Origin of the sequence: Nitratireductor indicus C115, from assembly GCF_000300515.1 — a bacterium.
GTDB classification, from domain to species: domain Bacteria; phylum Pseudomonadota; class Alphaproteobacteria; order Rhizobiales; family Rhizobiaceae; genus Nitratireductor; species Nitratireductor indicus.
The window spans coordinates 172,539-197,838 of sequence record NZ_AMSI01000005.1 but is presented as its reverse complement, the minus strand read 5'-3'; the positions used below and the strand labels follow the sequence as shown (position 1 = coordinate 197,838).

General features: G+C 60.8%; 23 protein-coding genes and 1 pseudogene. 9 read left to right on the top strand and 15 right to left on the bottom strand.

Annotation, left to right across the window (positions count from 1 at the left end; translation table 11 throughout):
* Positions 1-12: 12 nt before the first annotated feature.
* The 4 genes from NA8A_RS09150 to NA8A_RS09135 all read right to left on the bottom strand — a co-directional run bounded on the left by NA8A_RS09150 (position 13) and on the right by NA8A_RS09135 (position 4,691).
* Positions 13-1,287 (bottom strand): O-antigen ligase family protein, encoded by a 1,275-nt coding sequence (locus NA8A_RS09150; RefSeq protein ID WP_009450153.1) that lies wholly within the window; start codon positions 1,285-1,287, stop codon positions 13-15.
* A complete protein-coding gene (locus NA8A_RS09145; RefSeq protein WP_009450152.1) occupies positions 1,284-2,822 on the bottom strand; it encodes an undecaprenyl-phosphate glucose phosphotransferase in 1,539 nt (512 codons plus the stop codon). The genes NA8A_RS09150 and NA8A_RS09145 overlap by 4 nt, the downstream gene beginning before the upstream one ends.
* Before the next feature lie 141 nt (positions 2,823-2,963).
* Positions 2,964-4,094: a glycosyltransferase family 4 protein gene (locus NA8A_RS09140; protein WP_009450151.1), complete on the bottom strand. Its 1,131-nt coding sequence runs from the start codon at positions 4,092-4,094 to the stop codon at positions 2,964-2,966.
* Between the two features lie 33 nt (positions 4,095-4,127).
* A complete protein-coding gene (locus tag NA8A_RS09135) occupies positions 4,128-4,691 on the bottom strand; it encodes a polysaccharide biosynthesis/export family protein (protein ID WP_009450149.1) in 564 nt (187 codons plus the stop codon).
* 325 nt (positions 4,692-5,016) lie between these two features.
* Here NA8A_RS09135 and NA8A_RS09130 point away from each other — a divergent pair, with 325 nt between their 5' ends.
* The gene (locus tag NA8A_RS09130; RefSeq protein ID WP_009450148.1) at positions 5,017-7,170 is read left to right on the top strand and encodes a GumC family protein; all 2,154 of its coding nucleotides are present in this window, start codon (positions 5,017-5,019) and stop codon (positions 7,168-7,170) included.
* 81 nt (positions 7,171-7,251) lie between these two features.
* On the opposite strand, the gene NA8A_RS09125 is transcribed toward NA8A_RS09130, so the two are convergent.
* Entirely contained in the window at positions 7,252-8,448 is a 1,197-nt protein-coding gene (locus NA8A_RS09125; RefSeq protein ID WP_009450147.1) for a GNAT family N-acetyltransferase, read from the bottom strand.
* A gap of 81 nt (positions 8,449-8,529) precedes the next feature.
* Positions 8,530-8,745, bottom strand: a complete 216-nt coding sequence (locus tag NA8A_RS09120) for a DUF2842 domain-containing protein (RefSeq protein WP_009450146.1) — start codon at positions 8,743-8,745, stop codon at positions 8,530-8,532.
* 145 nt (positions 8,746-8,890) lie between these two features.
* Between NA8A_RS09120 and NA8A_RS09115 the strand changes: the two genes are divergently transcribed.
* Entirely contained in the window at positions 8,891-10,015 is a 1,125-nt protein-coding gene (locus NA8A_RS09115; RefSeq protein ID WP_009450145.1) for a COX15/CtaA family protein, read from the top strand.
* A gap of 113 nt (positions 10,016-10,128) precedes the next feature.
* Here NA8A_RS09115 and NA8A_RS24640 read toward each other — a convergent pair.
* From NA8A_RS24640 to NA8A_RS09075, 7 genes and pseudogenes are all read right to left on the bottom strand, one after another.
* Positions 10,129-10,880 (bottom strand): annotated as a pseudogene (locus tag NA8A_RS24640) (IS5 family transposase).
* Positions 10,881-10,957: 77 nt separating this feature from the next.
* Positions 10,958-11,785, bottom strand: a complete 828-nt coding sequence (locus NA8A_RS09100) for an aminoglycoside phosphotransferase family protein (protein WP_009450142.1) — start codon at positions 11,783-11,785, stop codon at positions 10,958-10,960.
* A gap of 9 nt (positions 11,786-11,794) precedes the next feature.
* On the bottom strand, positions 11,795-12,724 hold the full coding sequence (gene argC, locus NA8A_RS09095; RefSeq protein ID WP_009450141.1) for an N-acetyl-gamma-glutamyl-phosphate reductase: 930 nt from the start codon (positions 12,722-12,724) through the stop codon (positions 11,795-11,797).
* An 88-nt stretch (positions 12,725-12,812) separates the two neighbouring features.
* Entirely contained in the window at positions 12,813-13,760 is a 948-nt protein-coding gene (gene speB / locus NA8A_RS09090) for an agmatinase (RefSeq protein WP_009450140.1), read from the bottom strand.
* Between the two features lie 130 nt (positions 13,761-13,890).
* The gene (gene rpsI, locus NA8A_RS09085) at positions 13,891-14,373 is read right to left on the bottom strand and encodes a 30S ribosomal protein S9 (protein ID WP_009450139.1); all 483 of its coding nucleotides are present in this window, start codon (positions 14,371-14,373) and stop codon (positions 13,891-13,893) included.
* On the bottom strand, positions 14,373-14,837 hold the full coding sequence (gene rplM, locus NA8A_RS09080) for a 50S ribosomal protein L13 (RefSeq protein WP_009450138.1): 465 nt from the start codon (positions 14,835-14,837) through the stop codon (positions 14,373-14,375). Before rplM ends, rpsI begins: the two co-directional genes overlap by 1 nt.
* Positions 14,838-15,088: 251 nt before the next feature.
* Positions 15,089-15,556 carry a PaaI family thioesterase gene (locus NA8A_RS09075; RefSeq protein ID WP_009450137.1) on the bottom strand — a complete coding sequence of 156 codons (468 nt, stop codon included), beginning with the start codon at positions 15,554-15,556 and terminating at the stop codon, positions 15,089-15,091.
* A gap of 129 nt (positions 15,557-15,685) precedes the next feature.
* Here NA8A_RS09075 and NA8A_RS09070 point away from each other — a divergent pair, with 129 nt between their 5' ends.
* The gene (locus tag NA8A_RS09070) at positions 15,686-16,507 is read left to right on the top strand and encodes an enoyl-CoA hydratase (RefSeq protein WP_009450136.1); all 822 of its coding nucleotides are present in this window, start codon (positions 15,686-15,688) and stop codon (positions 16,505-16,507) included.
* Between the two features lie 87 nt (positions 16,508-16,594).
* Here the strand turns inward: NA8A_RS09070 and NA8A_RS09065 are convergent, their stop codons facing one another.
* Together NA8A_RS09065 and NA8A_RS09060 are read right to left on the bottom strand one after the other, a co-directional pair.
* Complete coding sequence (locus NA8A_RS09065) at positions 16,595-16,885, bottom strand: hypothetical protein (protein WP_009450135.1); 291 nt, start codon at positions 16,883-16,885, stop codon at positions 16,595-16,597.
* 241 nt (positions 16,886-17,126) lie between these two features.
* Positions 17,127-17,459 carry a hypothetical protein gene (locus tag NA8A_RS09060; protein ID WP_009450134.1) on the bottom strand — a complete coding sequence of 111 codons (333 nt, stop codon included), beginning with the start codon at positions 17,457-17,459 and terminating at the stop codon, positions 17,127-17,129.
* 147 nt (positions 17,460-17,606) lie between these two features.
* Here NA8A_RS09060 and NA8A_RS09055 point away from each other — a divergent pair, with 147 nt between their 5' ends.
* The 6 genes from NA8A_RS09055 to hupB all read left to right on the top strand — a co-directional run bounded on the left by NA8A_RS09055 (position 17,607) and on the right by hupB (position 25,266).
* On the top strand, positions 17,607-18,128 hold the full coding sequence (locus tag NA8A_RS09055; protein WP_009450133.1) for a CoA-binding protein: 522 nt from the start codon (positions 17,607-17,609) through the stop codon (positions 18,126-18,128).
* 226 nt (positions 18,129-18,354) lie between these two features.
* Positions 18,355-19,638, top strand: a complete 1,284-nt coding sequence (locus NA8A_RS09050; RefSeq protein WP_009450132.1) for an O-acetylhomoserine aminocarboxypropyltransferase — start codon at positions 18,355-18,357, stop codon at positions 19,636-19,638.
* Between the two features lie 199 nt (positions 19,639-19,837).
* Complete coding sequence (locus tag NA8A_RS09045; protein WP_040672183.1) at positions 19,838-20,470, top strand: ATP-dependent Clp protease proteolytic subunit; 633 nt, start codon at positions 19,838-19,840, stop codon at positions 20,468-20,470.
* Positions 20,471-20,783: 313 nt separating this feature from the next.
* Complete coding sequence (gene clpX / locus NA8A_RS09040; protein WP_009450130.1) at positions 20,784-22,058, top strand: ATP-dependent Clp protease ATP-binding subunit ClpX; 1,275 nt, start codon at positions 20,784-20,786, stop codon at positions 22,056-22,058.
* Positions 22,059-22,327: 269 nt separating this feature from the next.
* The gene (lon, locus tag NA8A_RS09035; protein ID WP_009450128.1) at positions 22,328-24,757 is read left to right on the top strand and encodes an endopeptidase La; all 2,430 of its coding nucleotides are present in this window, start codon (positions 22,328-22,330) and stop codon (positions 24,755-24,757) included.
* Positions 24,758-24,993: 236 nt separating this feature from the next.
* Positions 24,994-25,266 (top strand): DNA-binding protein HupB, encoded by a 273-nt coding sequence (gene hupB, locus NA8A_RS09030; protein WP_009450126.1) that lies wholly within the window; start codon positions 24,994-24,996, stop codon positions 25,264-25,266.
* The last annotated feature ends 34 nt before the right edge of the window (positions 25,267-25,300 follow it).

Sequence of the window (25,300 nt, the reverse complement as noted above, 5' to 3'; positions counted from 1 at the left end):
GAAAACAGGGGATTACCGCGATGCCCCAAGGGGCTGAAGCGTCCCGCGCCACCTCTGCGCCATGTGCTTCTGTTCGAGGGCGATCATGCCCCACAGGAGACCGAGCAGCAGGTAGAAGTGACGCCAGTGATCGGTGTCGATCACGGTTCCGAGCGCCACGTGGCCGACAAAGACGATGTAGACGCAGATGAGATAGGGTTGCCAGGGGCGTGGGCGGAAAAGGATGCGGAATCCCGCCGTCAGGGTCCACAGTATCAGCGTCAGATAGCAGGCAAAGCCGAGCCAGGAGTAATCGAGCAGCGCCTTCAGCCAGATATTGTGCGTGTCTTCGCCGAGAATCTGGCCGAACTGCAACGGACCGATGCCGAGGGGATGTTCCGTCGCCCAGAGAAAGCCGATGCCGAAGCGGGCGAAGCGCCCCAGCCGCGCGCCATCGTAATCCTGAACGAGCCGGGCCCGTTCTGAAAAGAGGTCTGCCACGGCAGGAATCTGCAAGGCCAGAAGCAGCGCCAGTGCAAGACCGGCCGCGGCAAGTATCGCAATCATGGTCACGCGCAGCCGCTCTTTGCCGGTGCGCGCGTTGAGGAAGACCACGAGCACCGTCAGCATGGAGGTGACGGCCAGAAGGCCCCAGGCGCCGCGCGAGAAGGAGAAGAAGACGCCGCCTGCGATCACCAGAAGTGCCGGCACTGCCACCGTCGCCAGAAGCGGCCTGGCCGTGAGAATGAGATAGAGCAGATAGACCGCCGGCAATGTGAGGAAAGGGCCGAACACGTTCGGGTCCTGAAAGGCACCGGCGGCGCGGCCGAACTTCGTGAACATCGAGGCCCCCGGAAAGGCCCCGAAATAACCGAGAATACCGAGGCAGGCGGTTGCCACAGCCGCCAGAACCCATGCCGTGAAGATCGTTCCGAGCAACGCGTCTTCGGATTCCACGATGGCCGCGAAGAAGACGGAGGTGAGGGCCAGAAACAGCGAAACGGCGATATAGAGCGGAATTGTACCGAGCTGCGCCAGCTGCGACATCGACACCACCCCGCCCACATTGAAAAGAATGAGCAGGGTCAGGAGCGGCGCGATGCGCCGTGAAATCTTGAGGTTGAACAGCGCCCAGATCGCGATCAGCCCCACCATGTAAAGCTCATAGGGGGCGGGTTCGCGGATCACGAAGCCTGACAGCAGAACGCCAAGTCCGATGGCGCCCGTCTTCAGAAGCGAGACGAGCTTCGCATCGACCACAGCCCGGGGCAGGGCAGGCGCCGGCGTAAGGTTGAGGAGCGCGCTCAATAGGCGTTTTCCGTGTTGAGGAGCCGGATCGGCGTCAGGAACAGGATTTTCAGGTCGAACCAGAGCGACCAGTTCTCGATGTAGTAGAGATCGTATTCGGTGCGCTTGCGGATTTTCTCATCCGTATCAACCTCACCGCGCCAGCCATTGATCTGCGCCCAGCCGGTGACACCCGGCTTCACACGATGACGCGCGAAATAGCCGTCCACGACCTCCTCATAGAGGCGATTATGTGACTGTGCTGAAACCGCGTGCGGGCGAGGCCCGACCAGCGATAGACTGCCGAACAGGGCATTGAAGAACTGCGGCAATTCGTCGATCGAGGTCTTGCGCAATATGCGCCCGACACGGGTGACCCGGGGATCGCCCTTCGTCACCGCGGCACGGGCCGTGGGATCGCACATATCCGCATACATGGAGCGGAACTTGAAGACCTCGATGGCCTCGTTGTTGAAGCCATGGCGCTTTTGCTTGAAGAGCACGGGTCCCTTGCTGTCGAGCTTGATGGCGATTGCCGCCGCCAGCATGACAGGCGAGAAGACGATGATCCCGAGCAGACTGAAGACGATGTCGAAAATGCGCTTGGCAACCGAATCCCAATCGTGGATCGGCCGGTCGAAAATATCGAGCATCGGCACCGAGCCGATATAGGAATAGGCACGCGGCCTGAAGCGCAGATGGTTCGAATGGGCCGAAAGACGGATATCGACCGGCAGCACCCACAGTTTCGACAGGAGCGAAAGAACGCGTCCTTCCGCGGAGATGGGCAGCGAGACGATCAGCATGTCGATGCGCGCGATACGGGCAAACTCAACCAGTTCGGCGATGTTGCCGAGCTTGGGATAGCCGGCCACCACGGGCGGCGAACGGCGGTCGTCGCGATCGTCGAAGATGCCGCAGATGCGGATATCGTTATAGGGCTGCTGCTCGATGGAGCGGATCAACTGCTCGGCATTGGCGCCTCCACCCACGATGACGGCGCGCCGCTCGATGGTGCCATTGCGTGCCCACCGCCGCATCATCTGGGAGGCGATGATGCGCAAAATCAGGAGTGACAGGAAGCCGGTGACGAACCAGGCGCCGAACCAGAAACGCGAATAATCCGCCGAAATCTTGAGAAAGAAGCCGGTCAGGGCGAGTGCGGCGAAAGTGGCGATCCATGCCAGCAGGATGCGCCCGAGACTGCCTGTTGGGTTGCGCAGCGCCGGCATCTGGTAGCAGTCGGAAAACTCGCTGATGGCCACATGCAGAAGCGAACCGCCCGCGATCACCACCATATAGTGCCAGAACCGCAATTCGGAAAAACCCACATAGTGAATATAGAGGGCGAGGCCGGCGACGATGAGCACGCCGAGCTCAACCATCCGCATGACGCCGCTCACCATCACGGGCGACATGGTATCGCGCTTGTATTGCTGGGCCACTTGCATGGCGACCGGGTTCAGCGTTGCGCGCTTGCCCTTGGCGGGTTCCTCAGAAGCAGCGTTTTCCTTGGCCTTGGAGGCGAAGTAGCGCTTCGGATCGAACTGGTTCATGAAACTGTCTGCCCCTGGATTGTTGGTGGCAGATTATATTGGTCGCGCTAACGTTCTGTTTCGGGAACCGGTTAACCGGAAGTTTTCATAAAAGACTTGTTTCCGGTGTTTAAGGAATTTGAAGAAAATATTTCGGGACGATCAGCTTGATAGGCAGGCCAGATAGGCCTCTTCGATTTCCCGGGCCATCACATCGGCACCAAACCGGGCACGCAGCTCCGCTGTTGCCGGCATGGCCGCGAGATAGGCGGTTTCGTCGGCAAGCGCGAGACTCATCTTCGCTGCAATGGCACTTGCATCCGGCGCGGTCAGGGCGGGGGAGCTTTCCTCAAACACCTCGGGAATGCCACCCACCGCGCTTGCGATCATGGGTTTGCCGGCTGCCAGTGCCTCCAAGACAATGTAGGGCATGGCTTCGGCGCGCGAGGGCACCACCATGATCCTCCCGAGCGCAAAGGCTTCGCGAGCCGGCATGGCCGGCAGAAACTGGACACGCTCGCCAAAACCCAGCTCTCTTGCCTGGGCGGTGTAGCGGTCGAGACCGTCGCCATCACCGACCATGACGGCTGTGAGCCTGCGGCCGGTTGATTTCTCGGCCAGGGCGAGCCCGTCGATGAAGAGGTCCGGCCCCTTCAGGTCGCGCATCATGCCTATATAGAGGAAATCGGCCGCACCCGTTCTGGGCGGAACGGGAATGAATTCGTCGGCGTTCAACCCGTTATGGACGAGATGCGAGGGGGAGTGCGGCTTGCCCACTTTCGCCTCGAAAGTCCGTCTCTCATAATCCGATACAAAGAGGATCTGGTCGGAAAACCGGTCCATCAACCGTTCGAGCGCGAAGAAGATGCGGCCCGTCGTCGTCCCCGCATCATAATGCAGGCTGCCGCCATGGGGGGAATAGACCCGCGCCGGCTTTTGCCCGGAAAGGCGCATCATCGTGCCGAAAAGGCGGGCATAGACACCGCCCTTGGCCCCATGGCCGTGCAGGATGTCGGGGCGCATGGCCTTGACGATACGGTAGGTGCGCCATGCGGCAAGAAGATCGCCTATGCCAACATGCCGCTGCATGGGTGTGCGCTTGACGCCGAGTTCCAGCGTCTTCTCCACCTCCGCAAAGAGGCGCGCTTCGAAGTCGCCGCCGGTCGTGGAATCGCACACGATGCCGACCGCGTGGCCCGCCGCCGTCTGCGCGGCTGAAAGATCGCGCACATGGCGGAAAATGCCTCCCACCGGTGAGCGGAAGCAATGAACGATCCGCAATTTCCGGGTCATGGAAGCCTGTCCGGGCAAGAAAGGTCGAAATCTCTAGAAAAGTCGCTCGCGCACATAAACCGTATCGCCGGGAAGAAGCGGGTCGGAGGTCACCACGCGGCCGGTCATCACCTTGCCGTTGATGGTGCGTGTGATATCGGCGCTTTCCTGGCTCGCGCGCGGGCTGTAGCCGCCTGCCGCCGCCACCGCCTTCTGGACGGTCATGCCGGGCACATAGGAATATTGCCCCGGTGCTCCGACCTCGCCCATGATGAAGACCGGACGATAGCGCTCGACTTCCACCGAAACGTCGGGGTCGCGCAGATAGCCTTGGCGCAGCCGCGCCGCTATGCCCTGTTCGACCTCCTTCGTGGTCTTGCCGCGCGCGGGCACCGACCCGATGAGCGGGAAGGCGACATAGCCCGACTGGTCGACGCTATAGGTGTTGGTCAGGTTTTCCTGGTCGAACACGGTGATGCGCAGATTGTCGCCCGCGTCGAGCACATAGGGCTGGTAGAGGGCCTCATGGAAGGCCGCAGGCGCGGGGCGATAACCGGAACAGCCGGCAAGCGCCGCAATTGCGACAAGGGCCGGCAAAATGGAAACGGTTTTCTTCATGACCGACTGCAAACCTCTGACGTCATCAGCGCCCCATGAGGGCTGTACCTGTCCCTTATCGTTCCGTTAGGGTTAATGCCCGGTAAAGCCAGCGCTGATGCGGCCATAAGCTTTGGGAAGGGGCCGGTGGCACCCTGGGGGCGCACCGGGGGCGGGCGCAGGCCGGCTGCATCTTAACCGTGTGGTTACTATAACTGTTTACCGTGCCGGTCGAGCCTGAGTGCCCGCGCCTGTCCTTGCGCGGGCGGGTGATTTGATTTCGTGCATCGTGTCTGGCCTGTAAGCATAGCGTTCGCAGCCACGATGTAACGTTGGGAGCGTTTGCATGAGCAATGGCAGCATGGCAGCGGGCGATGTGGATGTCGATCTCGGGCGGCTTTTCGCCGGCATCCGACGCAAATGGCTGCGCCTTCTCCTCGCTGCGCTGGTCATAACGGGGCTTGTGTTCGCGCTGTTGTCCATGGCGACGCCGAAATACAAGGCCGAGACCCGACTGCTCATCGAAACGCGAGAATCCGTCTTTACCCGGCCGCAGGTCGGCACGGGCGGCGATCAGAACAATATTGACGGGGAAGGGGTGGCGAGCCAGGTGGAGCTTTTGACTTCCACCGAGCTTCTGGCCCAGGTGGTGGACAAGCTCAAGCTTGCCGACCGTGAGGAATTTTCCGGTGGCGATGGTTCGCTGGCCACCCGGGTCATGGTGATGACCGGCCTCAAGAGCGATCCCGGCAATGCTCCCCAGGAAGAGCGGGTGCTGCGCGCTTTTCGCGAGCGCCTGACCGTCTATCGTGTCGAGAATTCCCGCGTGATCGTGATCGAATTCTCCTCGCAGGACCCGCGCCTTGCCGCAGAAGTCGCCAATGCGGTGGCTGATGCCTATGTCGCCATGCAAGGCGAGGCCAAGCTGCAATCCAACAACAGCGCCACCCAGTGGCTGGAGCCCGAGATCGAGGATTTGCGCAAGCGCGTGAAGGACGCTGAATCCCGCGTCGCCGAATACCGCGCGCAATCCGATCTCCTTCTTGGCCAGAACAATACGGTGCTTGCCACGCAGCAGCTTGCGGAAATGTCGAGCGAACTGTCGCGCATGCGCGCCAATCGGGCCGATGCCGAGGCAAAGGCGTCGGCGGTGCGGTCTGCGCTGTCGAGCGGCGCACCAGTGGATTCCCAGCCCGAGGTCCTTGCTTCTCCGGTGATCCAGAGATTGCGCGAGCGCCAAGCAGAATTGCAGGCGGAGATCGCCGATCTTTCCACCACGCTTCTGGGCAATCACCCGCGTATCCGGGCTCTGCGTTCGCAGCTTGGCGATATCGACGGGCAGATTCGCGCGGAGGCCGGTCGGGTCCTGGGCGCGCTTGATGCAGAAGCCGAAACCGCCCGGCGGCGCGAGACGGAACTGACCGCGGAAATGAACCGCCTGAAGGTGGTCTCCGCCAAGGCCGAGGAAGAGCAGGTGGAACTGCGTGCGCTGGAGCGCGAGGCGGCTGCCCAGCGCGAATTGCTGGAATCCTATCTGACCCGCTATCGCGAGGCGGTGTCGCGCAGCGATCGCAATTACCTGCCTGTCGACGTGCGTATCTTTTCGCGCGCCATCACGCCGGGCGAGCCCTATTTCCCGAAGGTGGTTCCGATCACCGTTGCCGCCTTTATCGCATCCTTGCTGGTCATGGCGGTCATCACGCTGTTGCAGGAACTTTTCAGCGGCCGCGCGATGCGCCCTAGCGACGAGCGCGATCATGTCGAGCCGGTGCCTGCCGTCCCGATGGAGCCCGCCGAGCCCGCCGAAATTGACGACAAGCCTGCGCGGAATTCGCTTCTTTCAGGGCGCTATGCCACGGTTGACGAGCGGCATGAGAGCGAACGGCCCCTTGTGCCGAAGATCGGCGAGATCGATGTGGAAGAGGCCTCCGACAAGCTCATCTCCGGCGGCGCCTCGCGGGCATTGTTCATTTCGCCTGAGGGGGATGAAGCCGCGGCCGCATCGGTTCTCGTGGCGCGGGAAGTGGCCGATTCCGGCCTGCGCGTCCTCTTGCTCGACCTGACCTCATCGGGCGCTGCCTCTCTTCCCATGCTTGAAAGCATCGCTTTCACCGGCATTACCAATCTTCTGGCTTCCGAAGCTCAGTTTGCCGATGTGATTCACTCGGACCATTTCTCCGAAGCCCATGTCATCCCGGTCGGAACCGCCGACCCGGTTCGGGCCATGCGGGCTGCCTCGCGCCTGCCCATCATTCTTGAATCGCTCGGCGCCGCCTATGATGTGGTGATCGTGGAGTGCGGGCCTGCCGATGCGGATGCCATCCGTCAGCTTATCGCTGCCGACACGGAAGTCATGGTTGCCGTCCTCGATCCGGATCATGGCGAGATTGCCGTGGAGACGCTTGAGGAGTTGCGTGCAAACGGCATTGAAAGCCCCACGCTGGTAACGCCTTCCGGCGTAACCCTTCCGCCAGCTCCTCCCGGCCGTGACGCTGCCTGATCTCTCCACCAGGGCTGGCCCACGGCCTCCCTCAAAAGCTGGGTGAGGGGGATCACCCCGGCGCCTGCTCGAAAGAGAGCCTTACTGCCCGCCGAGTGATGCGATGCGCCTCCGCAGGCTCTTGGCGGCGGCAAGCAGGCGAGGGTTCGACGTAACGGTCCGCTTCGCTGCGGCAAGAGCAACGCGCCCCGCCGCAAGCATCCTGCCCTTTGTCGTGAGGGGGATCAGCGTGTCGAATTGCACCGTTTCGATATCGCACCACAGGCGCTTGTAATATTCGTCGCCGACGCTGAAATCGTAGACGGACAGCCCCTCCTGACAGGCTTCCTGAATGTTCTCGTAGAACAGATAGGCGCCGGGACTGGCGTCGGTCAGTTCGTCTTCGCTGATTGAGCTGAATTCGCAGATGAGCCTGTCGCGGATACGGCTTGAGCCGGTCACGGCGCGAAGCTTTCCCCCCACCTCCAGGCCGTGCATGACGAATCTGGGATCGGCTTCAGCGGTTGCCGCACCGAAAAGCTCGCGAAAAGCGTTTTTCACCTCCGCGGGTGCAAAAACGTCATGGATGCCCATCTTTGCGAAACGCACTTTCTTCATGGCGAAGAAAGCGTCGAGCAGGGCGTCGCTTTCAGCCCGCGAGGTGGCGGCCATGCGGCGGAAGCCGCCTGCGCTCTCGAAACGGCGCACCTGCGCCCTGTTCTGCTTGCGTTTGCGCTTTCCGCTGGAGCGGGCAAGAAGGGCATCGAAACCACCGTCAAGGTCGACGGCGAGCGACACATTCGGGCTTGGCCGGTGCGGATAGGCAAGAAGCGGATTGTCCAGGCCCTCGATTTTCTCGATCTGGCGTTCCAGCATCAGAAGATCGATATCGGGCCGTTCGCGCCGCGCAGCTTCGGTCATGGCCGAAACGATCTCCTGCGAAGAGACAGCAAACTCGGTTCGCGCGCGCAGTGGAAAATTTCCATTGGCGTGGCTGCCTCCCAGGAAGCGGGCGACCTTGAAGGGACCCTGGCGTACCACTTCGCAAAGAAAGCTCGTTATGTGCCTTTGCCCGTCGGCGACGCGGATGATGACGATATCCGCGCTCTCGCCTGCCATGGATGCGCCCAATGCCCAGGCTTGCGCCCATTCGGGGCTCTGGGCGGGCATATAAAGCGCCTCCGCGCTGTCGGCACGATAGCGCATCAAGCCAGCATCATCGGCGCGTGCGATTGTTGCGCCAAGCCCTCGCGGGCTGACGGCAGGCCGTTGTGTCTGCTTTCCGGTTTCGGTGTTCATCTCGTGTCGCGCGCTTTTCCGCCCGCCGCGCAGCGGCAGTCGAAGCAGGCTAGGCCGAAAAGATGAAGGAATGATCGACGGTCAGGCGCTGGGATCAGGCTTGCCGACCATCCAGCTGATGATGCCCATGGCCGGAACGACCCAAAGAAGTCCCGTCAGAAGATAATAGAGCAGGTGCACGAGCGGGCCGGATTCGGCAAGCTGCGCCACCGCCACGGCGGTTGAAAGCACTGCATAGACGATGACGAGCGCCACGAGCGCGACCATGCCGATGAATTTCCTGAGGCGTACGGGCATTCGAAAAACCTTTCCCCCCGCTTCATAAAAGGCCGCAGGCGCATATGCAATCGCGCGTATGGCGCGGCGGCTTGTCGCGCGAAGGCGGCTTCTTCTTGCAAGATGCGCGTCATTGGTTCACCTAACCTGCAACACATCAACAAAGATGGTTGCCACATTGGACATGACCGTTTCCGCCGCCACGCCTGCGCCTGTTGCGCAGGACCAGCTCCTGCGCAACCGCAAGCTTGTGCGCTATTGGCTGTATGTCGTTCTCCTGACGCTCTTTGCGCTGGTGCTCGTGGGCGGTGCGACCCGTCTGACCGAATCGGGCCTGTCGATCACCGAATGGAAGCCGATCCACGGCGTCATTCCCCCCATCGGTGAGGCCGAATGGCAGGAAGAGTTTGCCAAATACCGGCAGATTCCCGAATACCAGCAGGTCAACAAAGGCATGAGCCTGTCGGAATTCAAGACCATTTTCTGGTGGGAATGGGCGCATCGGCTTCTGGCCCGCAGCGTCGGCTTCATCTTTGCCCTGCCTCTCGCCTTCTTCTGGTTGTCGGGACGCCTGGAAGACCACTTGAAGCTCAAGCTTCTGGGCATTCTGGCCCTCGGCGGTTTCCAGGGCGCAGTCGGCTGGTGGATGGTGGCGTCCGGCCTGGTCGACAGGGTGGATGTCAGTCAGTATCGGCTTGCAACCCATCTCACCATCGCCTGCCTGATCTTCGCCGCCACGGCGCTCGTGGCGCGTGGGCTCGCACCGCATTCTGGCGGTCGGGCCGGTGAGGGCGTGCGCCGTTTTGCTGGCTGGATGGTCGTCGCCGTGCTCTTTCAGATCTATCTGGGCGGTCTGGTGGCGGGCCTGCGGGCCGGCATGACCTACAACACCTGGCCGTTGATGGACGGCTCGCTGGTGCCCGGCGGTCTGTTCGTCCAGTCGCCCTTCTGGATCAATCTCTTCGAGAATCCGAAGAGCGTTCAGTTCGTGCATCGCCTTGGCGCTTATCTGCTTCTGGCGCTAGCCATCTGGCAGGCGGTCTTCGTGCTGCGCGCCGAACCGCGCACGACGCACGCGCGGCGTGCCGTGTTGTTTGCTCTTCTGGTGGTGGTTCAGGCGGCCATCGGCATCACCACGCTCTTGATGGTTGTGCCCATAGATGTAGCGCTCACCCATCAGGGCATTGCGCTTATCCTGCTCTTCTTCGCCTGTGCCCATTGGCGGGCGGCGAAGGGATCTTATCCCATGCCGGGTGACGTGCCGCAGGCTGAGGAGGAGGCGATCTATTAGAGCGGTTCATCGTTTCGCAGAAACGCTGCTCCGTTCTATCTCCATGCTTTTGCATTTGTGCGGACGTCAGGTGATCCCAGTTGACTGCAACATGCTCTAGGGTCGAGACTCAATCATGCCCACCATGTGAAGATTGCGGCTATGTAGCAGGTTGCTGCGAAGTTGATTGCGAGCTTGTCATATCGGGTCGCGACGCGTCTCCAATCCTTGAGACGGCAGAAGGTTCGTTCGATGATGTTTCTGCGCTTGTAAGCTTCAGCATCGAATGGCTGGATGTTCTTTCGAGTTGGATTGTTGGGGATCACCGGCTCGGTGCCGCGCGCGATGAGAAACGCGCGCAAGACATTGCTGTCATAGGCGGTGTCGGCGGCACATAGGCGGGCGGGTGGCAGGGTTGCGAGCAGCGGCACGGCAATGGGCGCGTCCCCCCGCTGTCCCGGCGTTATATTGATCGCGAGGGGACGGACGCAGCTATCGACAACAGCATGGATTTTTGTCGACCTGCCGCCTCGCGAGCGGCCGATTGCCTGGCCGTCTGCCCCCCTTTTCCGCCCGCTGCCGATCGATGGGCCTTGGACGTGGTGCTGTCGATCATGTGGATGTCCCGATCGCTCGATTGCACCAGGGCGTCAAACAATCGTCGCCATATTCCGCGCGCCGACCACCGATGGAAGCGGTTGTAGATCGTCGTTGGCGGTCCGTAGCAGGCAGGACAATCCTGCCACCGGCAACCCGAGCGCAGCACGTGAATGATGCCACTGATGACCCGGCGGTCATCGGTGCGATGAGCGCCGGGTTGGTTGGTTGGCAGATGCGGCTCGATCACCGCCCAAGCCTCGTCGCTCAACCAGAAAAGCCTGCTCATCAACGCCTCCATCATGCCTTGGCACGAAGAGAATCTGATTTGCCAAACCTGTTCAATACTCTGATTGGGTTTTAGCCCTAAAGCGCGGCGTGCACGGCGCGAGCAACGTTGAGGCTGCGTTCGGCCTCTTGCCGGTTGTCGTCCCCAAGATGCCATGAAGCCGAAAGACAGGCATGCACGAAACCATAGAGGAGAAAATCGCTCTCCTCGCGCCCGAGCCGGCGCGCAAGCTGACGGGCGAGCCTTTCGGCGCGGGCGGGATCGCCGCGCAGATCATCCCTGTCGAGCGGGTTGTAGAAGAGATTGGCCGCATCGTAGCAGGCATCGCCGTAAACGCCTGCGGGGTCGATCAGGAGCCAGCCGCGCGGGCCGTGAAGCATGTTCTCGTGGTGGAAATCGCCATGCAAGGGACGCAGGTCGCGCTGGTTCGCGATGAGCTTGCGCGCGCAGTCCGCGGCATCCGTGAAGAGTGTCTCGCGACCGTTTTGCCGATCATGGTCGGCGCGGGTAAAGAGGCTGCGGAAATGCTCATCGAGGGGAGTCAGCCCTTGAGGGGTGTCAAGGGCTGAATCGTCGCCCAGTCGGACGAGCATTTCAATGGCGAGTTCGCTTGCCGCTTCGTCACCCTTCTCGTTCAGTTCGTCGAGCAACGTACGGTCGCCGGCATACTCCAGCAGATGGGCCTGGTTTTCCCAGCCCAGAAGCCTGACTGCATCGCGGCCATTGCGCCATTGCAGGAAGCGCGCGCCGGTCTTCTCGTTTTCGAGACCGGCGGGCTTCATGTCCTTGACCACGGCGCGGCTGCCGTCAGCGCGACGGACCTCCCAGACGAAGCTTGCGGGCGTATCGGCCATGAGCTGAGCCGAGACGATGTTCCACGCGACGGGAAAGGCAGGCGGTTTCAAGGAAGGGCCTCAGTCGCGCCCTTCCAGCATCAGGTCCATGTTCTGCACGGCCGCGCCGGAGGCACCCTTTCCGAGATTGTCGTAGACGGCAATCAGAAGCGCCTGTGCGCGGGCGTCATTGGCAAAGACATACAGTGTCATGTCGTTGGTGTCGTTATGGCTTTCGGGATCGAGACCGCCCGTGCGCTCCATGTCACCGAGCGGAGCGACCCGCACCACGCCGCCGACCGAACCATAGTGACCAGCAAGTGCGGCATGAAGCTCTGCACCCGTCGGCACGCGGTCCAGATGGCCGAGCTGAAGGGGCAGGGCCGTCAGCATGCCCTGCGCGAAATTTCCGACGGCAGGCTGCATCAGCGGTGCGCCGGAAAGGCGCGAATAGGCCTGCAGTTCAGGCACGTGCTTGTGCTTCAGCGTCAGTGCATAGGGCATGAACTCGGGCGCGTCTTCGCCCTTGGCCTCGTAATCCTCGATCATGGTGCGGCCGCCGCCCGAATAGCCGGAAATGCCGTTCACCGTGACAGGCAGGCTGTCGGGAAGAAGCCCAGCCTTGATAAGCGGGCGCAGGAAGGCGATCGGGCCCTGCGGCCAGCAGCCCGGATTGGCAACGCGGCCGGCCGAGCGGATGGCATCCGTCTGGGTTTTGTCCATCTCGGCGAAGCCGTACGTCCAGCCATCGCTCACACGGTGCGCGGTGGAGGCATCGATGACGCGTGTCGTGTTGTTCTCGATGAGCGAAACGCTCTCGCGCGCCGCGTCGTCGGGCAGGCACAGTATGGCGATATCGGCGGCATTGAGGAATTCCGCGCGGGCGTCGGCGTCCTTCCGCTTTTCCGGCGGGATGGAAATGACCTCGATGTCGCGGCGCTCGGCAAGCCGTGTCCTGATCTGCAGACCCGTGGTGCCATGTTCGCCATCGATGAAGATTTTCGCCGTCATGTCTTGTTCCCGAAAAGAATCGTATTTCAATTGGTTGCGCCGCGATGCGGAATCAATGCGCGAGCGCGTTGAATCTGTCTGTGAGCTCTTATCTTCGTCGCTTTTCAGCGAGAAGCCCCAGATAATGCATGGCGATGGTTGCGCCCGCGATGGCCGTGATGTCGGCATGGTCGTAGGCCGGGGCCACTTCCACCACATCCGCGCCGACCATGTTCAGCGCGCCGAGCTGGCGTATCACCGAAAGCATCCGGGCGCTCGAAGGTCCTCCCGCGACCGGCGTGCCCGTGCCCGGCGCGAAGGCCGGATCGAGGCAATCGATGTCGAAGGTCACATAGGCCGGGCGGTCGCCCACCCGCTCAAGGATCGCTGCCGCGATCTCGGCGGAGCGCATTTCCTCGACCTCGAAGCCGTGAACGATGCGGATGCCGCAATCCTCCGGCGCGTGAGTGCGGATGCCGACCTGGATGGAAGCGGCAGGATCGATCAGCCCGTCACGCACCGCACGTCCCACGAAGGAACCGTGATCGATGCGCTTTCCATCGTCATGCCAGGTGTCCTGATGAGCATCGAACTGGACGAGGGCGAGTGGCCCGTGAACCGCCGCATGGGCCTTGAGAAGCGGCCAGGTGACGAAATGGTCGCCGCCAAGCGACAGAAGAAAGGCCCCGGATTTCAGGATCTTTGCCGCTTCCCGCTCGATTGTTGCCGGCGTCTTCTGGTGATTGCCGTAGTCGAGCAGGCAATCGCCATAGTCGATCACGGCCATTTCGGCGAAGAGATCGCGCTCAAAAGGATATTGCGGATCGTTGTCGAAGATGGCGGAGGCGCGGCGGATCGCCTGCGGCCCGAAGCGCGCGCCTGGCCGGTTGGAAACAGCCGCGTCGAAGGGAATGCCCCATATAACCGCATTGGCGCCCTTGAGATTCTTGGAAAACTTGCGGCGCATGAAGGAGAGCGCACCCGCATAGGTCGGGTCGCTGGCGGCTCCCGTCAGGGAGCGGGCTGCGAAGGCGTGGTCGATGGAATGCGACGGCATGGCGCTTCTCCGTGCAAGGGCTTCAGCATACCGGCCCTTGGCTGGGGCCAATGGGTAGGGGCAAGCAGAAAACCGCGCAACAAAAAAGCGGACCCGAAGGCCCGCTTTTTCGTTCGGTCTGTCCTGAAGCTTAGCGCTTCGAGAACTGGAACGAGCGACGGGCTTTCGCCTTGCCGTACTTTTTGCGCTCGACCACGCGGCTGTCGCGGGTCAGGAAGCCGCCCTTCTTGAGAACGCCGCGCAGTTCCGGCTCATAATGGGTGAGAGCCTTGGAAATGCCGTGGCGCACAGCACCGGCCTGACCGGAGAGACCACCGCCGACGACCGTGGCGACGATGTCGTACTGGCCGTTGCGGCTGGCGGCAACGATCGGCTGCTGCAGGATCATTTGCAGAACCGGGCGTGCGAAATAGGTGGCGAATTCCTTGCCGTTGACGGTGATCTTGCCGGAACCCGGCTTCACCCACACACGGGCAATGGCGTTCTTGCGCTTGCCGGTGGCGTAAGCGCGGCCCTGTGCGTCGAGCTTCTGCACATGGACCGGAGCCTGCTGCTCGGGAGCCTGAGCGGCGGTTGCCGCGCCCAGTTCCTGGAGAGAGTTGATTTCGGCCATTACTGGGCCCTCACATTCTTCTTGCTCATGGCGGCGACGTCGAGCGTCTCCGGGTTCTGGGCGACATGCGGATGCTCAGCGCCGGCGTAGACGCGCAGATTCTTCATCTGGCGGCGGCCAAGCGGGCCGCGCGGGATCATGCGCTCGACGGCCTTCTCAAGAACGCGCTCCGGGAAACGGCCCTCGATGATCTGGCGCGCGGTGCGCTCCTTGATGCCGCCGGGATGGCCGGTGTGCCAGTAGTACTTCTTGTCGGTGTACTTCTTGCCGGTGAAGACCACCTTGTCCGCGTTGATGATGATGACATTGTCGCCATCGTCCACATGCGGGGTGAAGGTGGGCTTGTGCTTGCCGCGCAGGCGATTGGCGACGATGGTGGCGAGACGGCCGACGACGAGACCTTCGGCGTCGATCAGGATCCACTTCTTCGTCACCTCCGCAGGCTTCTGCGAAAAGGTTTTCATGGGTTTTTCCACTTTCATGATCCCTGCCGGAAGGCTGGGCGTTTCTTGTTGCTTTTGTTTGTGTCGCGAGAAGAAAAAACTGCAACCCAAACAGGAACTGCCCCGAAAAGCCGGAGCAGCTGGGGTTTCCTACCCGTGCGGGGCGATTACGTCAAGCACTGGTATGCGTAGTTCTGTAAAAATAAATTAGCAAAATCAATGGCTTAATTTTGTGGTAATTGGATACCGTAAATTTCGCCTTGAATTTCCCTTCAGCTGCCTGCTCGAACGGGCGGAATAGAGTAGGTGCCGGTCGCATGTGCGACGATTTCCGAGTGTTCACCGGCCACGATTTCGGCTTCGAAAATCATCAGCCGCCGTCCGAGCTTGAGGATGCGGCAATGGCCCTCGACCGTGCCCGCCACGGCCTTGCGCATGAAATTGATGTTGAGATTGGTGGTCACCGCCAGCGCTTCGGGCCCGATATGGGAGAGGGCGCAGACATACCCGCCGATATCCGCAAGGGCAAAGAGCGAAGGGCCGGAAACCGTGTTTCCGGGGCGTAGATGCTTGAACCCGGCATCGAGGCGCACCGTGCAGCAGCCGGGGCGAATGTCCGTCGCCCGGTATTCCTGCGGGTCGCCGCCGCAGGCCTGGGGGAAAACCTCCCGCAGAAAGCGGTTCACTTCCTCGGCCCCCATTACAGGAACATAGGCACCAGGTAATTGCCGTTGATCCATTCACCGTCCTCCCGCAGATGTCATTGCTGGCGCATGAGGTTCAGACAATTGCCGGATTGCAGCCGCCAGACAAGGCGCACTATGCTGAAGCCGAGTATTCAAGGCAAACATTCGTCCGGGAGGAAAACGATGGGTGAAGCGGCATTGGCAGGCGAACATGCGGTGAAGCCGCTGGTTTCTGCGTCGAGCGCGGAAGGATTATTGACGCTGACCATGGCGAATCCTCCGGCGAATGCCCTTTCCATTGCCATGATGGAGGCTTTGAAGGGGGCTTTGGAGCGTGCGCGCGACGATGCCGGCGTCCGGGTTATCGTCCTGCGCTCGGGCGAGAAGCTCTTCTCGGCGGGCCACGACCTCAAGGAATTGACGGCGCATCGCAAGGATACTGATCGCGGTCGGGCCTTCTTCGAAAAGACCATGGAACTGTGTGCCGGTCTCATGCAGACCATTGTGCGCCATCCCAAGCCGGTGATTGCCGAGGTGGATGGCGTGGCGACGGCAGCCGGCTGTCAGCTCGTGGCTTCCTGCGATCTGGCGGTGGCGAGCGACGTGTCACGCTTTGCGACGCCCGGCGTCAATATCGGCCTGTTCTGCTCAACGCCCATGGTGGCGCTGTCGCGCAATGTCTCCCGCAAACACGCCATGGAAATGCTTTTGACCGGCGAGATGATGGACGCAGAGACAGCACGAAGCTTCGGTCTCCTGAACCGCGTGGTCGCCCGCGATGCTCTGGGTGAAACGGTGAAAGGCATGGCGAAGCTCGTCGCCTCCAAATCCTCCTTGACGGTGAAGATCGGTAAGGAGGCTTTCTATCATCAGGCGGAGATGAACCTTTCGGAAGCCTATGATTATACGGTTCGGGTAATGGTCGAGAACATGCTTGCCCGCGACGCGGAGGAGGGGATCGGCGCCTTCATCGAGAAGCGCGCGCCCGAATGGCAGGACAAATAGAGGAATTTCGGCCTTTGCCGGTTTGGAGGAGGCAGGCCTGTGGCCTGCCTCCTTTGATATCCGGCATTGCAAAGTGTCCGGCAACGGTTAGGCGCCGTTTGCTTTGCAGTCGACCGGAGCGCAGGCCAAGGCCTCCGTTTCAGGGATGTATAAGACTTCGTCGGGAAGGCCGGCGAGGGTGCAGGCCGGGGCCTTTTCGGCAAAGCTCTGGTAGCGTGGAGCAATGAACCCGCCTGGCGATTTGAGCTGGAACAGAGCTGTCCCCTCGGTTTCGACGGCTGCGCGGGCCTGACGGCAGCTGTTTTCTGCCGCATTGAGCTGTTGGGCTGAAATGGAGAAAAGGGCCACACCAAGGGCAAGGGCGTGGGAATGGCGCATGGAACGTCCTTTCGATCTCGCTGTTGATGACAACCCCCGCGATGAAATCGGCGCGATGCCGGCGCGGGATGGCGAGATGTAAAGGGCGCTGGTTTGTGGTTAAAAGTGCATATAAACATAAATAAACGATAGGATTTACTATCGTTTATTTATGTTATTGAAACTTCTTTTCCTGTTGTCGGACAAGGGCATTGCGGTCGGAAAGAAGCAGATCGTTTCCGGCCGGAAGGGTGCTTTGCGCTCAGTTGTCGAAGAACCAGGGATGCCGCAGCGAGCGGTCGCGCATGTCGAGCTTGCAGCGCAGGACAGGGCATTCCGGCGTATCGGCAGTGGGAATATGGGCACGCACCGCTATATGCCCGCTGGGACAGAGATTTCCGTTGATCACGTAGCGGTCGTAGAGGGTAAGGCCTTTCGTGAAGCGCGCCGGGTAGCGCATGATCACGGCGCCCTCGCGGGCGATCCTTGCTTGCGCGTTCGCGCAGCTCATGGCAGTTGAATTGTAACGCGATATGGCCTCCGCCGGCCCGGCAAGGACCAGCAGGGACAGTGCGGAAACGAGATAGCGCACCATGGGTGACACTCCGGCATTTTCGGTTGATGGAGGGTCAGCGTAGCATGACCGGCCCGGGGCGGATATGTTCGGCCGGATTTCGGGGTGCCAGACGGTCCGCGAAGCTTTGCAGGCACGTTTTGACAGGCATGTTTTGAGAGAGTGACGATGAACCACGACGACTACGACAACGCCTATATTTCGGGCATTCTGACCTCGGTGAAGAGCATTGCCATAGTCGGCGCTTCGGCAAACGAGGTGCGTCCGAGTTTCTTCGTCACGAAATATCTGCTCGACAAGGGCTATACGGTCCACCCGGTCAATCCCGGCCAGGCCGGCAAGGAAATCCTTGGCAGGCCTGTCTTCGCGACGCTTGCCGACTTGCCGGAACCGGTCGACATGGTGGACGTGTTCCGCCCTTCTGCCGCCGTGCCGGGTGTTACGGACGAGGTTCTGGCCATGGACCCGTTACCCAAGGTGGTCTGGATGCAGCTCACCGTGCGTGACGATGCGTCCGCCGCGCGCCTTGAGGAAAAGGGTATCAAGGTCGTGATGAACCGCTGCCCGAAGATCGAATATGCCCGCCTTGCCGGCGAAATCGGTTGGAATGGTGTCAACAGCAGGGTGATTTCTTCGAAGAAGCCGCTGATGCGCAAGGGTTTCCAGAGCTTCGGCATTCGCCAGCGCTGATTTTCCGCTTTGCCCATGCCCATGGGACAAATCTTCTTTGCTTCGCCCCGATGGCCTCTGTATTGATGCCCGAACATTTATGCGCAGAAGCAGTAGGGCCAGTCTTTGGCCGGATCAGAGCATCCGCCACCCGCGTGAATGCGAAAAAGCAACCAGACAGGGCGCCGTCCGGCCGGCATGGCTGCGGGGCGTTTCCGGAACGAAGTCGTAATTTGGAGGAAATGTCATGAGTGAGCGTACCCCCGGTTTCAACACGCTGGCCGTTCATGCCGGCGCCCAGCCGGATCCCGCGACAGGAGCGCGCGCGACGCCGATCTACCAGACGACTTCCTATGTGTTCGACGATGTCGATCACGCGGCTTCGCTGTTCGGCCTGAAGGCGTTCGGCAACATCTACACGCGCATCATGAACCCCACCCAGGCGGTTCTCGAGGAACGCGTGGCGGCCCTTGAGGGCGGCACGGCGGCTCTTGCAACGGCTTCCGGCCACGCGGCGCAGCTTCTCACCTTTCATTCCATCATGCGCCCGGGCGCCAATTTCATCGCGGCGCGCAAGCTTTACGGCGGCTCGATCAACCAGTTCGGCCATGCCTTCAAGAATTTCGACTGGCATGTGCGCTGGGCCGACCCGGAAGACCTGTCGAGCTTCGAAAGCCAGATCGACGAGAACACCCAGGCGATCTATGTGGAGAGCCTTGCAAACCCCGGCGGCACTTTCGTCGACCTCGACGGTATTGGCGAGATTGCGCGCCGTCACGGACTGCCCTTCATCGTCGACAACACCATGGCGACGCCTTACCTGCTGCGCCCGATCGAGCATGGCGCGGACGTCGTGCTTCACTCGCTGACCAAATTCATGGGCGGCCACGGCAATTCGCTGGGCGGCGTGCTGGTCGACGGCGGAACATTCGACTGGTCGAAGTCGGGCAAATATCCGATGCTCTCCGAGCCGCGCCCTGAATATGGCGGCATGGTTCTGCACGAGACCTTCGGCAATTTTGCCTTTGCCATTGCCTGCCGGGTTCTTGGGCTTCGCGATTTCGGCCCGACCATCTCGCCGTTCAACGCATTCCAGATTCTGACCGGGATCGAGACGCTGGCACTGCGCATGCAGCGCCATTGCGACAATGCGCTGAAGGTGGCCGAATGGCTGCGCGGGCAGGATCAGGTCTCCTGGGTTTCCTATCCTGGCCTGCCGGAAGACCCGAACCACGCTCTGATGCAGAAATATTCGCCCAAGGGTGCCGGTGCGGTGTTCACCTTCGGCCTGAAGGGTGGCTTCGACGCAGGCGTGAAGGTGGTGGAGGGTGTCGAGCTCTTCTCGCACCTTGCCAATATCGGCGATACCAAATCGCTCATCATCCACCCGGCCTCCACAACGCACCGTCAGCTCACCGACGAGCAGAAGGTGGCGGCAGGAGCTGGCCCCGATGTGATCCGTCTGTCGGTTGGTATCGAGGATGTCGAGGATGTGATCGGCGATCTGGAGCAGGCGCTCGCCAAGATCTGAGACATTTGCAGAAATGGCTGAAGCGGCGTGGAAATCCTTCCGCGCCGCTTTCGTATATGCTGTAAATTAAGGCTTTGCGGCTCCTGCTCTTGCGCGAAGGGAAGGGGGCGTCCTATCTATCGATAGGTCAAAAACGATTCCGACATGTTGCGCGCGCCCCAGAGGCCGGCACGCAATTCCAAACCGAAAAAGGTGCTTTATGCCGAATCCCGTCGATACAGCCATGAATCTGGTGCCCATGGTCGTCGAGCAGACGAACAGGGGCGAGCGGGCTTACGACATCTTTTCGCGTCTCCTGAAGGAGCGCATCATCTTCCTGACCGGTCCCGTAGAGGACGGCATGGCCTCGTTGATCTGCTCGCAGCTTCTCTTCCTCGAGGCGGAGAACCCGAAGAAGGAGATCGCCCTCTACATCAATTCGCCCGGCGGTGTCGTCACCTCGGGCATGGCGATTTACGACACGATGCAGTTCATCCGTCCGCCGGTCTCGACCCTGTGCATCGGACAGGCGGCCTCCATGGGCTCTCTGCTTTTGTGCGCCGGCCATAAGGATATGCGCTTTGCGACGCCCAATGCGCGCATCATGGTTCATCAGCCTTCGGGCGGCTTCCAGGGTCAGGCCTCCGACATCGAGCGCCATGCCCAGGATATCATCAAGCTGAAGCGCCGGTTGAACGAGGTCTATGTCAAGCACACGGGCCAGGAGTACGAAACCATCGAGAACACGCTCGACCGCGATCACTTCATGACCGCTGACGAAGCACTCGATTTCGGTCTGATCGACAAGGTCTTTACCTCGCGTGAGGACCAGGAAAAACCGGCAGAGGCCTGATTCGCTCGGGGGTAGCCTCAGGGCGGCTTTCGGTCGGAACCGGAATGATGCGCGCCGTGGACAACAGGCCACAGGCGCGCATTTGTCGTCTGGTTGCGGCATTTCTGTCATAAATTTGTGTTTGCAGGTTACGCGCGAACGCCTACGTTAAGCCTATGTTGAGTTTCCACCGACAACTTCTCTAAGGGGGCTTGGCATTGTTGCCGCAGTTTCGGATTTGTGTTTCGTTTCGAAGCGGAGGCAGTAGCGCTATGAGGGCGCTCGAAGCGCTTCAACCGTCCGGGATGCCGGTGGTAGTGAAAGGACGTAAGACATGAGCAAGGTCAGCAGCGGCGGCGGAGATTCCAAGAATACGCTGTACTGTTCCTTCTGTGGCAAGAGCCAGCACGAGGTCCGCAAACTGATTGCGGGACCGACCGTCTTCATTTGCGATGAGTGCGTCGAACTGTGCATGGACATCATCCGCGAGGAAAACAAATCCTCGATGGTGAAGTCGCGCGAGGGCGTGCCCACACCGCAGGAAATCATGACGGTGCTGGATGACTACGTTATCGGTCAGTCGCATGCCAAGCGTGTTCTGTCCGTGGCGGTCCACAACCATTACAAGCGGCTTGCCCACGCTTCCAAGAGCGCGGATGTCGAGCTGGCGAAATCCAACATCCTGCTGATCGGCCCGACCGGTTGCGGCAAGACGCTGCTTGCCCAGACGCTCGCCCGTATCATCGATGTGCCCTTCACCATGGCCGACGCGACGACGCTGACCGAAGCCGGCTATGTGGGTGAGGATGTAGAGAACATCATCCTGAAGCTGCTTCAGGCCGCCGACTACAATGTCGAGCGCGCCCAGCGCGGCATCGTCTACATCGATGAGATCGACAAGATTTCGCGCAAGTCCGACAATCCCTCGATCACTCGTGACGTTTCGGGCGAGGGCGTGCAGCAGGCGCTTCTGAAGATCATGGAAGGCACCGTTGCTTCCGTGCCTCCGCAGGGTGGGCGCAAGCATCCCCAGCAGGAGTTCCTGCAGGTGGATACGGCCAACATCCTCTTCATCTGCGGCGGCGCCTTTGCCGGTCTCGACAAGATCATCTCCGACCGCGGTCGCAAGACCTCGATTGGCTTCGGGGCGACCGTAGCCTCCCCGGAGGATCGCCGCACGGGTGAATTGTTCCGTCAGGTGGAGCCGGAAGACCTTTTGAAATTCGGTCTGATCCCGGAATTCGTCGGCCGTCTGCCGGTTCTGGCGACGCTGGAGGACCTCGATGAGGCTGCTCTGGTGCAGATTCTGAGCGAGCCGAAGAATGCGCTCGTGAAGCAGTATCAGCGCCTGTTCGAGATGGAGAATGTCGAGCTGACGTTCCATGAAAACGCGCTTGCCGCGATTGCCCGCAAGGCCATCGAGCGCAAGACGGGTGCGCGCGGTCTGCGCTCCATCATGGAAGCGATCCTCCTCGACACCATGTTCGAGCTCCCCGCGCTTGAGGGCGTTCAAGAAGTTGTGATTTCCGACGAGGTCGTCGCTGGCAATGCCCGACCGCTCTACATCTATGCGGAGCGGGAAAAGGAAAAGGGCAACGCAAGCGCCTGATTTTCAAGCACCGGCCTCTCATATGGCCGGTGTTTTTTCTTCGGCTACTGACCTTCTCCCGCACATCCTTTGCCGGCTTTGCTGCAGGAGCTCCACAGCGGGCCTTGATCTTGCCGGCCTGCGCCTCCAACTAATGGAGGAACGAGGGCGGAGTTTTGTTCCTGTAAGCGTTGCGCAACATGCGGATGATGCTGGAATATAAGGCTCTGGCCGTTTAGACTCTGTTCCGTGGCTGGCTCTTGAGCGGCCACGGTTTGAAAGGCTGAAAAATGACGCAATCCCCCAAGACTGCCGGTGGTGATACGCTGTATCCGGTGTTGCCCCTCAGGGACATCGTTGTGTTCCCCCACATGATCGTTCCGCTCTTTGTCGGTCGTGACAAGTCGATCAAGGCCTTGGAAGAGGTGATGGGGGCCGAACGGCAGATCCTTCTCGCAACGCAGATGAACGCTGCGGACGACGATCCGGAACCGAGCGGTATCTACGACGTCGGTACGCTTGCCAATGTGTTGCAGCTTCTCAAGCTGCCCGACGGCACCGTGAAGGTGCTTGTGGAGGGCACGGCGCGTGCGCGCGTCAAGACCTTCACCGAGCGTGAGGAGTTTCACGAGGCCTATGCCGATGTTTTGCCCGAGCCGGCCGAGGACGAGGTGGAAATCGAGGCGCTGGCGCGCTCCGTGGTTTCCGACTTCGAGAATTACGTAAAGCTCAACAAGAAGATTTCCCCCGAGGTCGTCGGGGCCGCAAGCCAGATCGAGGATTACTCGAAGCTGGCCGATACGGTCGCCTCGCATCTTGCGATCAAGATTCCCGAGAAGCAGGAAATGCTGGCCACGCTTTCCGTGCGTGAGCGCCTGGAAAAGGCCATGGGCTTCATGGAAGCCGAGATTTCCGTGCTGCAGGTGGAAAAGCGCATCCGTTCGCGCGTCAAGCGCCAGATGGAGAAGACCCAGCGCGAGTACTATCTGAATGAGCAGATGAAGGCCATTCAGAAGGAGCTCGGCGAGGGCGAGGACGGTCGCAATGAAGCCGCCGAGCTTGAGGAACGTATCGCCAAGACGAAGCTCTCCAAGGAAGCGCGCGAGAAGGCCGATGCGGAGCTGAAGAAGCTCAAGACCATGTCGCCAATGTCGGCGGAAGCGACGGTTGTGCGCAATTATCTCGACTGGCTCTTGTCCATTCCGTGGAAGAAGCCGAGCAAGATCAAGAACGATCTGAGCTTTGCCGAGGAGGTGCTCGATTCCGATCACTTCGGTCTCGACAAGGTCAAGGAGCGCATCGTCGAGTATCTGGCCGTGCAGAGCCGCCAGCGTAAGCTGAAGGGGCCGATCCTGTGCCTCGTTGGACCTCCCGGCGTCGGCAAGACCTCGCTCGCCAAGTCCATCGCAAAGGCCACTGGCCGCGAATATGTGCGCATGGCGCTGGGCGGTGTGCGTGACGAGGCCGAGATCCGCGGTCACCGCCGCACCTATATCGGCTCGATGCCCGGTAAGGTCATCCAGTCGATGAAGAAGGCGAAGAAGTCCAACCCGCTCTTCCTGCTCGACGAGATCGACAAGATGGGCATGGATTTCCGTGGCGATCCGTCGTCGGCCCTGCTGGAGGTTCTGGACCCTGAGCAGAACGCGACCTTCATGGATCACTATCTCGAGGTGGAATACGATCTGTCGAGTGTGATGTTCGTCACCACGGCCAACACGCTCAACATTCCGCCGGCCTTGATGGACCGCATGGAGATCATCCGTATCGCGGGCTACACCGAGGACGAGAAGGTGGAGATCGCCAAGCGGCATCTGCTGCCCAAGGCGATTCGCGAGCATGCGCTTGAGCCGAAGGAATTCTCCGTCACGGACGATGCGTTGCAGGAGATCATCCGCACCTACACCCGCGAGGCGGGCGTGCGTAACCTCGAGCGCGAGCTGATGAAGCTGGCGCGCAAGGCGGTGACGGAAATCCTGCGCAATTCGAAGAAGGATGGTGGCAAGAAGTCCGTAAAGGTAACGGCGAAGAACCTTGCCGATTATCTGGGCGTGCCGCGCTATCGCTTCGGCCAGGCCGAGGGCGAGGATCAGATCGGTGTCGTTACAGGCCTTGCCTGGACGGAAGTCGGTGGCGAACTGCTGACCATCGAAGGCGTCATGATGCCCGGCAAGGGCAAGATGACAGTCACGGGCAATCTGCGCGACGTGATGAAGGAATCGATTTCTGCCGCGGCCTCCTATGTCCGTAGCAGGGCCGTCGATTTCGGCATCGAACCGCCGGTCTTCGACAAGAAGGACATCCACGTGCACGTGCCGGAAGGCGCAACGCCCAAGGATGGTCCCTCTGCCGGTGTCGCCATGGCGACGGCGATCGTGTCGATCATGACGGGCATTCCGGTGCGCAAGGACATCGCCATGACCGGCGAGATCACCCTGCGTGGCCGCGTCCTGCCCATCGGTGGCCTGAAGGAGAAGCTGCTCGCTGCCCTGCGCGGCGGCATCAAGAAGGTGCTGATCCCGGAAGAAAACGCCAAGGACCTGGCCGATATTCCGGAGAACGTGAAGAACGGTCTTGAGATCGTGCCGGTCAGCCGGGTGGGCGAGGTGCTTCAGCACGCGCTGACCCGCATGCCTGAGCCCATCGAATGGGTGGAGCCTGTGGAAAGCACCGGCAAGGTTGATGTCACCGAAGCGGGTGGTCAGACGATCGCTCATTGACGCTACGGCAGGTCGAGGAGGCCGTTTGCCTTGCGATGACGCCGTATGCTCAAGCAAAAGCGAAAAGTATAAAGCCGGGCTTTCGAGCCCGGCTTTTTTTGTCGAAAACCCCGGAAAACGTGGGGTTTCAGCCCGTTTTGAAACTTTTCTCTCTTGGTCATAAACGCACTTCTCCCTAGAGTGTGCCGAGCCAAGTGAGTCGCATCACTTGGCCCTTATCAGGAAGGGGTAATTTCATGAACAAGAACGAGCTCGTATCCGCAGTCGCGGATTCTGCGAACCTTTCGAAAAGCGACGCCCAGTCTGCGGTCGATGCGGTTTTCTCCGTCATCGAAGGCGAACTGAAGAATGGCGGGGACGTCCGCCTCGTAGGCTTTGGCAATTTCTCGGTTTCGCGCCGTGAGGCTTCTACGGGCCGCAACCCGCAGACCGGTGCCACCGTTCAGATTCCGGCGCGCAACGTGCCGAAATTCTCGGCTGGCAAGGGCCTGAAGGACGCGGTCAACTGATCGTATCCCTTACGGGACTTTACAGAAAAGCCGG